The following is an 8,507-nucleotide window of genomic DNA, read 5'->3' on the forward strand; positions in this document are numbered from 1 at the left end:
GTCAAATCCTCACCCCTATCAATAAGCTCAAGAAGCCTCCTCTTCTCATCCTCAGTGAGTGGCATGAGGTTAGTACCTGCCTGTGTTTAAAAGGCTTCAATGTTGGGAGGACTGGCGTTGTAGGTTCTCTAACGCACCGTACTTCCTGTATGTTATTCCACGCATTGCGGCGGCGTATAGTAGCACCTTGATTGCATCGGGTGTCTTGTCAATGTACTCCTCGTAGAACTTCCTAGCAAGCCTATACAACTCCTCGGCCTCCTCAATGGTTAAATCATCCTTGTCCACGAGTTCAAGGAGTCTCCTCCTCTCAGCCTCGGTGAACGGGTTTGTTGCGATTAAGGTTATCCTCCTGATATCAGACTTTAGGTAGTTCACTTCACCCTGATTCAAGACTCCCTTCAAACCAAGGTACTCGATAATAGACTCACCAACGCCATTGATGGCGTTGGTGAGCCTGCCCAACCTCTCATCCAGCCTTTCAATACCCTTCTCAACCCCAGTTAGCCTACTATCCATTACAGTTAGTTTACTTTCCACTCCAGTTAATCTACTTTCCATTCCAGTTAGCCTACTATCCATCTTGGTTAGCCTGCCCCCAAGCCAGTAGGCCACACTAACCAGTGAGGCTATAATACTCGCCACGCCTATCAGGAGGCTGACCGTGTAGTAATCCATACCTCGGGCACCAGGCTAAATACTAACCAGTGTTTAAAAAGACTATTGCATCAATAAAAGAAGGGTTTTGAAGAAGGGGGATTGATTTTGAAGATTTGGTTAAGTCAGCCTAAGCCTCCTCGTGGCAGGCCTAGCTAGTATTGGTGCTATGAGAGCTAGGAGTATGAACAGGTCTAGGGTGAAGCCGTTCACGGCGAGCCAAGCATTAACATAGGCTTCCCATGCCCTCATGTAGAGTGGTGCTATTACACCCTCAACGTTAGTACCACCTCTTAGTAACCAGTCAATAGGTAGCTCTGGTGGGTTCCACCTTGTGAGGAAGACGAAGGCACGACCTATATGCTGGTTGTAGCACCATGCGCTTATTGTAACATACCAAGTGTAAGTCCCAGTTGTTCCGCTTAACTGGACTGCGAAGTTACCGCCACTGGTGCCGAATTCAACCACGAAGCCTGGTGGGCAATTGCCCGATATGCTCCATTCGCCTAGTGCACCCGCAGGTGAATTACTTATATCATAGTATAGTGTCGTGGATTCGACGAAGTTGGGGTATTGCGTCACCAAGTTTGCGGCCAGTTCGGTCACAGTGTGCCCCTTCCAAGCCACAATGCATTCGAATGCCACTGCCTGCCCTAGTGGTACGCTTCCCTGTGCGCATACCTGGTAGAAGCCCGTGAATGTTGGTGGTGGGGGTGGTGCATTAGCAGTACCAGTTGTTGTGACGGTAGTTGGTGGTGGGCTTGATGTAGTTGAAGTGGGTGTAGTGCTAGTGGGTGGTGGGGTACTTGTCGGCGTGCTGGTGGGTGTCGTGGTTGGTGTAGGTGTTGGAGTGGATGTTGGTGATGAGGTGCTTGAACCGCATGATACCGTGAATGTAACATACATGTTTGGGCTTGTTGGCGTTATCGTGGTGCTTGATGGGCTAATGGTGCAACTTGGTACTGTACTGGCTGTTAATTGGGCGCTGGTTCCTGGTGGGTAGTTTGCGAAGAATACTTGACTCACTGACTGGCTGCCTGAGAGGTTGTTCCCATATTGGTCAGTGATAGTGTAGCTCACTCCTGGGTTATCATTAACAGTAATGTAGAGGCTCCAGTAGCCACCCCAGGTTGAGGTTGTTGTCGTCGTGGTGGTTGTGCTGGTGGGGCGATTGACAACGTAATTGCAGTCTATGGTGAATACCGCAGTCTGCCCTGGGTTCACTGTCTGCGGGTTCTGCGAGGCTACTGAACACTCGTAGTGGAAGCCTGGCTCAACGTACAGTGATAGTGTTAGTGTATCAGGCCCATTCACGCTAAAATTACCACTGTACTGTGGATTGAAGCTGCTAATCTGGTTGGTGACGCTGTGCCCGTAGGAGTCCGTTAAAGTCCACCAAACCACGTCCAGATCCCACACGGCTCCCTGGAGCTTAACAATCCAGTAAACAACCCCGCTACCGGGCAAGCAGTGTACGTATAGGCTTATTGTTGAGCCGTTTGTAACCGGGTATTCAGGTGGTGTTGAGCCTATGCCCAGTAGGCTTGCATTGTACAGGTAGCACTTGGTGTATTGACTAGGCACCCCACCCGTCACCACTCCCCATACGTAGCCGCTTAGGCCAGGTAGCCTAAGCCTAAACCACTGGCTTGTGGAGCCTGAGGCCTCATCGAATACGTGGTGGTTAGCATCACCTGTGTAGATCATGTAGTGGGCTTCCCCAGACCCGGTGGTTAAGTTGTCCTCCACGTGGGCGTTTACGTAGAATGGGGATTCACCGCATATTAGGCTGACCAGTATTGTGTAGGTTGAGTTGGGTACGTTAACCTCAACACTACCGCTACTTCCCGTTAAGGTACCGTTGAACCAACACACCCCATTAGCCGCATAACTCAATTCATGGGGGCCTGGCGTGGTTTCTAGGGTGAATTTATTCCAGCCATTAACCAGCACCCAAGTTGGGTCTAGGGTTAACTCGGCTGGGCCTGGGCCGGAGTAGTAGGCTATTATCGTGACTTGGCTGGTGGGTAGCCTATAGCAGTTAATCGTGTACTTAACCACGCCCGAGGTAACGTTCAAGTAGCCCCTCGGCTCGGCTATGCATCCGTAGGTGGAGTCACCCAGTTGGTATATGCTTAATCCACCGGCGTACCCGCTTTGGTTGACTAGGCTTATTGAAGTGTCCAGTGTCTGTAGGCTGTTGGCTAATGCCTGAACCCAGGTTAAGTCCCCTGAACCACCCTTACTGTACGTATAACCCCCAGGCCCGTTAATGGTCACCGTGACCACCCAGGGTATGCCCAGCGTATCATTGGCGACCTCAATGGTCACTGAGCCAACGTTGATGGAGCCTAATTGGCCTTGAATCGAGGTTGAGTTAACTGGTGTGTAGGTGGATACACTCCACTTGAGCATAACCCACCCGCAGGTGTTGGATGTTGGAGTTGGGCAGGCCTCCACTGACACACCCCAGTAGGTGCCCTTAACCACGACTATGGCCATGTGGCCTGGCTCCAGGAGGAGCCTACCATCAATGGTCACTGGGTTTGAGGCTTGGGGTGACGTGTAGCTTAGGTACTCCCTAACGTTGCTTAGGCTAATAGGTGTGCTTGAGTTACTGCCTAGTGCATATACCTTAGCCACGTAGGCGTTCACCCTACCCAGGTTACCCAGTATGATCACCGTTGAGCCGTTGACCAGGTAGCCGTAGGCCTCGAGAACTATGTTGGCTAACTCCCCGTGCGCCGTTATGTAGCTTGCGTAGTTGCCGTAGGTCACTGTTACGTATGTTAGCACTAGGCCAACGGCCAATATGGATGTGACCAGTATCACCACCTCGCCAACGACCTCCACTGTTTGGCTCTTAGCCAATTAATGGTTAACTAAGCCCACGTAGGGTTAAGCTAAAGTTAACGTCACCCTACTTAAGCCCAGTTAACAAACCTATGGCACTCCGCAATCTAACTACAGGTTTAAGGTTAAAAGGCTGTAATGGGTTGTAGGGTTGGGTTGGCTGTATGCGCCAGGTGATAACACTACTAACAGACTTCGGTACTAGGGATTACTTCGTAGCCTCAATGAAGGGTGCCATACTTTCCATTAACCCAGACGCCGTGGTCATTGATATAACGCACGATGTGCCGTCCTTCAACGTGCTTAAGGCTGCCTTCATACTCTGGGCCACGTATAGGTATTACCCTAGGGGTACGGTTCACGTGGTCGTCGTCGACCCTGGTGTTGGGACTAGTAGGAGGGCCTTGGCCATTAGGAGTAGGAACTACTACTTCATAGGGCCCGACAACGGTGTCTTAACAATGGCCGCTGATGATGATGGTGTGGTGGAGGTTAGGGAGATCAGCAACAGGTCCGTTATGCTTGGTGAGGTCTCCTCAACATTCCACGGTAGGGACATCTTCGCCCCAGCCGCGGCCCACATTGGCCTAACCAGGTTTGAGGACTATGGGCCTGTGGTTAGGGATTACGTAAAGTTGACCATGCCCGAGCCCAGGTTGGAGAGTGGCGTGATTAAGGCTCAGGTGGTTTACGTGGATAAGTTCGGCAACGTCTTCACAAGCGTTAGGAAGGGCATGTTCAACATTGGCTATGGGGATTTGCTAACCGTCAACGTTAAGGGTAGGTTGGTTAGGCTTAGGGTTAATAGGTCCTATGGCTACGTGGATAGGGGTGAGGCACTGGCCCTCTTCAACAGCATGAACTTCCTTGAACTAGCCGTAAACGGGGGTAGCTTCGCCGAGGAATATGGGTTAAGTGAGGGTGACCAGGTCGAGTTAACCGTGGTGCGTTAATCCTCCTCACTGTGCCCATTCCTCTCGCTTATTAATGCGTGGTAGTAGTTGTATATCCTGTAGAAGTTGTCCTTAAGCTCCCTGGGGTCCATGAAGTGCTCCCTGTCAACCTTAAACCCATTAATCCTCACCCTCTCCATGGACAGGAGCAACGCCTTAACCCCCCTACCATCCCTAGCCCATGCGCTATAGCCGCCCACTGTGCCATCCCTATTAACCACCCTGTGGCAGGGCACTATGACCGGTATCGGGTTCCTGGAGGCGAATAACCCCACCAGGCGTGGGGTCATGTTGAGTAACTCAGCTATGTCGCTGTAGGAGGCCACGAAGCCCCTGGGTATGGCCAGCATGGCTAGCATGACTAGGCCGAGGCTGTTATTGGGGATCCTAGTGGCCCTAACCGTTGAGAGGGGGTCCATCTCAACGTAGTCGGCTATGGCCACATCACCCGCCTTCCTTAGATGCACACTCACTTTAACTATACTTGACCTGTATATCAACCCCCTGTAGTCCCTATGCACCAGCAGCCCTAGGTCGCCGCCAAGTCTCAGTAGCAGCGGCTGGTTGTGATTTTTCACGTCTCGATTCAATTTTAGACCCTTAAAAACCGTTAATCATACAGCTACCACGTTAATTACGCTGGCGTATGATTTATAAACACTGAATGGTGAGCGGGCTGTGGGTGAATGTAGGGTTAGGGTTAAGTTCGCCGGTGTTTTAGTGTCCTTCGCCGGTTCTGACTCAATCGACGTTGAGGTTAAGTGCGGCTCAACCCTGAGGGAACTCCTGGGGCAACTGGCCCAGCAAAACCCCAGGCTAAGGAGGAGGCTGGTTGAGGATAATGGACTCTGGCCCGGGGTATATGCAGCGGTCAATGACGTCGACATCAGGCTGCTCAATGGGCTTGAGACGAGGCTTAAGGATGGCGACGTAGTCCTCTTCCTATCCTACATCCACGGCGGCTAGGCCATTAAGGCAGCCTAGGTGGAGTGAATTATAAAGGGGCGCCGCGGCTATGGGTTAATGCACACCACCATGGGTGAGGGGGCGTCGAATGGGCTTAACCCAATTAGGCTCAACTCGGATTTAGGGGAGGTTCAGCTGGTGGTCTACACGGTACTGCTAGACGAGCCCCTAACCAGGGAGGCCTTGGGCAATATAATCAATGGGGTTGATGCGGATGCCTTCCTGGTGATAAACAACTACACTGCCCCAACGGCCAGTGACCTAGCCTACTACCTCTACCTAGCCCTCAGGAGCGTTAGGGATGGGGTTTCCATAGCAAGGGACGTTAACATTGAGGCAATGCTATACACCCAATGCACAACCCAGATTAACGATGCCAAGAGGCTTGGGGACCCGTTGAGCAGTAGGGTTGTTACCATAGCGGCAATGTCAATAGGCAGGGGGGTTAGGGTTAAATTGCCTAACGGTGACGTGTATGTGGGCTCCGTTAGTAGGCTTAGTGAGGCTAGGTGCAGTAGGGCTAAGGTTATTGAGGCCGTTATGGGTAGGGCCAGGGTTAAGCAACTGGCAACCAACGACTAGTTAAGCGTTTAAGCCCGTGCCAGTGGGCTTAGGTGTGATGAACCCAGACGGCCCTGACCATGATGATCTATGCCAAAACTGATTACACACTTAAGTCCAACCCAACGCCTCTAACCACGTTTAACATAAATAAACATACAAACTACGTTAGTCCATAAATTAACTTTAAGTAAATCAAATCAACCATGGGTGGTTACTCAAAAATCATTGCTAAAAGTCGTGGTGTTCCCTTAGAAAGATTTAAAAATATCAAGGGGTGTTATTTTAGCGAGGTTTTATGACAGTTAAGATAACGTGGATGATAGGTGGAGCTCAGGGTAGCGGCGTGGACACGTCGGCAAGCATCTTCGGTAATGCGGTGGCTAGGGCTGGGTACTACATATATGGTAATAGGGAGTACCACTCAAACATTAAGGGTAGGCACAGTTACTTTAACCTTACCATAAGCGACGTTAAGATGCATAGCCTATCAGACGAGGTTAACATACTGGCCACCTTCGACGCCGAGACAGTCTTCCAACACTTCATGGAGGCGAGGGACTACATAATATACGACAAGACCCTTGAGGGGACTAAGATAAGCACCGTTCAAAGCATGGAGCCTGAGAGGGCTGAGAAGATTGAGAAGCTGCTCACGTCAAACGGTTACGGGACCACCATTAAGGATGCCTTAAACTACGCCTCAAGCAAGGGCGTTAAGCTGGTACCCGTCGACTACGGTAAGATAATCAGCGAAGTGGCCACTGAACTCAAGCTCCCCACATCCGTTGTAGAGAGGGCTAGGAACCTAATAGCCTCCGCCGTTTCGCTTAGGCTACTTGGCATTAAGCTAGACTACCTAAGGGCCGCCTTAAGGGTCTTCTTCAGGAATGAACTCTACGTCAGGATGAACGAGAGGGCCTCCGAGAAGAGCTATGACCTAGTCCAATCAGCCTACAACCTACCCGAAATACCAGTCAACGGGCATAGGGTCCAGCTTGACGGGAACACTGCCGTGGCCTTAGGTAAGATAGCCGGCGGTCTGAGGGTGCAGACCTACTACCCAATAACCCCAGCCGCCGACGAGAGCACCTTCATAGAGGACAACGAGGTCGTCGATGTCCTTGACCCTGAAACCAAGGAGTTGAAGAAGGCAGGTGTCTTGGTCTTCCAGTCTGAGGATGAGTTGTCGGCGGTTAACATGGCCATTGGGGCAGCCTTAACGGGTGTTAGGGCCGCCACTGCAACCTCCGGGCCAGGTTTCTCACTCATGGCTGAGGGTATTGGCTGGGCTGGGATGAATGAAGCCCCCGTTGTGGTAACCTACTACATGAGGGGTGCCCCATCCACTGGCATGCCCACCAGGGGTCAGCAGGGTGATTTACTCTTCGCAGTTAACGTTAGCCACGGTGAATTCCCGAGGATAGTGATAGCCTCCGGTGACCACGTTGAGGCCTTCTGGGATGCAATATGGGCGCTTAACCTAGCTGAGCGCTATCAAACACCGGTAATACACCTCGTCGATAAGTTCCTGGCGAACTCCTACTCAATAATTGATGAGAGTGAACTGGACTATAAGGGTAAGAAGATCATCGATAGGGGTAAGTTGATGTATAAGGAGGTTGAGGACTACAAGAGGTTCCAATTCACGGACGACGGTATATCACCCAGGGTTCCACTGGGCTACGCCATAATGCACTACAGCGGTGATGAACACAACGAGTACGGTATAATAACCGAGGAGAGCGAAAATAGGATCAAGATGTACGAGAAGAGGCTTAAGAAGCTTGAGACGGCTGATAGGGAAATACCTGAGGAGCAGAGGCTCAGGGTTTATGGGAAGGACTCAGACATTGCCATAGTCACCTGGGGCTCCCCCAAGGGCCCAGCCATAGATGCCATGGATGAGTTAGCCAGTGAAGGTATTAACGTTCAAGTTATTCAAGTTAAGATGTTTAACCCATACCCAAGGAACCTGATCAGGAAGCTACTTGAGGGTAAGAAAATGATCATAAACCTTGAGGCCAATTACACGGCCCAGGCGGCGCAGTTGATGAAACTCAACGCCGGTGTGGAGCCAACTCACTACGTGCTTAAGTGGAATGGTAGGCCGATAACCAGGACTGAGGTTAAGTGGGCTATTAAACACATACTAAGCAACTCCAATGAGAGGAGGGTGGTCCTAAATGGCGGTGCTTAAGGTCTCTCTAAGTCCACAGGCCTATAGGGGTAAGAAGTGGGTTGATTGGTGTCCTGGTTGTGGTAATTTTGGTATTTTGGCTGCTGAGTCTCAGGCTTTTGCTGAGCTTGGTCTAGACCCTAAGAGGGTTGTAGTCGTTTCCGGTATAGGTTGCTCAAGTAGGATGCCTGACTTCTTAAACGTCGGTGGTGTGCATACTCTTCATGGTAGGGCTATTCCTTATGCTATGGGTGTTAAGCTTGCTGATCCTGGTCTTGAGGTTGTTGTTAATGGTGGTGATGGTGACCTGCTCGGCATTGGTGTTGGGCATTTCGTGA

At 51.0% G+C, this 8,507-nt stretch carries 8 protein-coding genes; 5 read left to right on the forward strand and 3 right to left on the reverse strand.

The window, feature by feature from the left end; genetic code table 11:
* Window positions 1-96: 96 nt before the first annotated feature.
* Both AAX04_RS11065 and AAX04_RS11070 read right to left on the reverse strand, forming a co-directional pair.
* Window positions 97-678, reverse strand: a complete 582-nt coding sequence (locus AAX04_RS11065; protein ID WP_066798254.1) for a hypothetical protein — start codon at window positions 676-678, stop codon at window positions 97-99.
* A gap of 99 nt (window positions 679-777) precedes the next feature.
* A complete protein-coding gene (locus AAX04_RS11070; RefSeq protein WP_162270148.1) occupies window positions 778-3,528 on the reverse strand; it encodes a hypothetical protein in 2,751 nt (916 codons plus the stop codon).
* Between the two features lie 146 nt (window positions 3,529-3,674).
* Here AAX04_RS11070 and AAX04_RS11075 point away from each other — a divergent pair, with 146 nt between their 5' ends.
* Window positions 3,675-4,463: an S-adenosyl-l-methionine hydroxide adenosyltransferase family protein gene (locus AAX04_RS11075; RefSeq protein ID WP_066798258.1), complete on the forward strand. Its 789-nt coding sequence runs from the start codon at window positions 3,675-3,677 to the stop codon at window positions 4,461-4,463.
* On the opposite strand, the gene AAX04_RS11080 is transcribed toward AAX04_RS11075, so the two are convergent.
* Window positions 4,460-5,041, reverse strand: a complete 582-nt coding sequence (locus tag AAX04_RS11080; RefSeq protein WP_066798268.1) for an MGMT family protein — start codon at window positions 5,039-5,041, stop codon at window positions 4,460-4,462. The two genes, AAX04_RS11075 and AAX04_RS11080, sit on opposite strands and share 4 nt — an antisense overlap.
* Window positions 5,042-5,141: 100 nt before the next feature.
* Between AAX04_RS11080 and AAX04_RS11085 the strand changes: the two genes are divergently transcribed.
* From AAX04_RS11085 to AAX04_RS11100, 4 genes are all read left to right on the forward strand, one after another.
* The gene (locus AAX04_RS11085; RefSeq protein WP_066798270.1) at window positions 5,142-5,429 is read left to right on the forward strand and encodes a MoaD/ThiS family protein; all 288 of its coding nucleotides are present in this window, start codon (window positions 5,142-5,144) and stop codon (window positions 5,427-5,429) included.
* A 57-nt stretch (window positions 5,430-5,486) separates the two neighbouring features.
* On the forward strand, window positions 5,487-6,011 hold the full coding sequence (locus tag AAX04_RS11090; RefSeq protein ID WP_066798272.1) for a hypothetical protein: 525 nt from the start codon (window positions 5,487-5,489) through the stop codon (window positions 6,009-6,011).
* Between the two features lie 277 nt (window positions 6,012-6,288).
* Window positions 6,289-8,190, forward strand: coding sequence for a 2-oxoacid:ferredoxin oxidoreductase subunit alpha (locus AAX04_RS11095; protein WP_202904445.1), 1,902 nt, complete (start codon window positions 6,289-6,291; stop codon window positions 8,188-8,190).
* A gap of 76 nt (window positions 8,191-8,266) precedes the next feature.
* On the forward strand, window positions 8,267-8,507 hold a 241-nt coding region (locus tag AAX04_RS11100; protein WP_369818433.1), incomplete at its 3' end, for a thiamine pyrophosphate-dependent enzyme.

This window comes from Caldivirga sp. MU80 (assembly GCF_001663375.1).
Lineage (GTDB): Archaea > Thermoproteota > Thermoprotei > Thermoproteales > Thermocladiaceae > Caldivirga.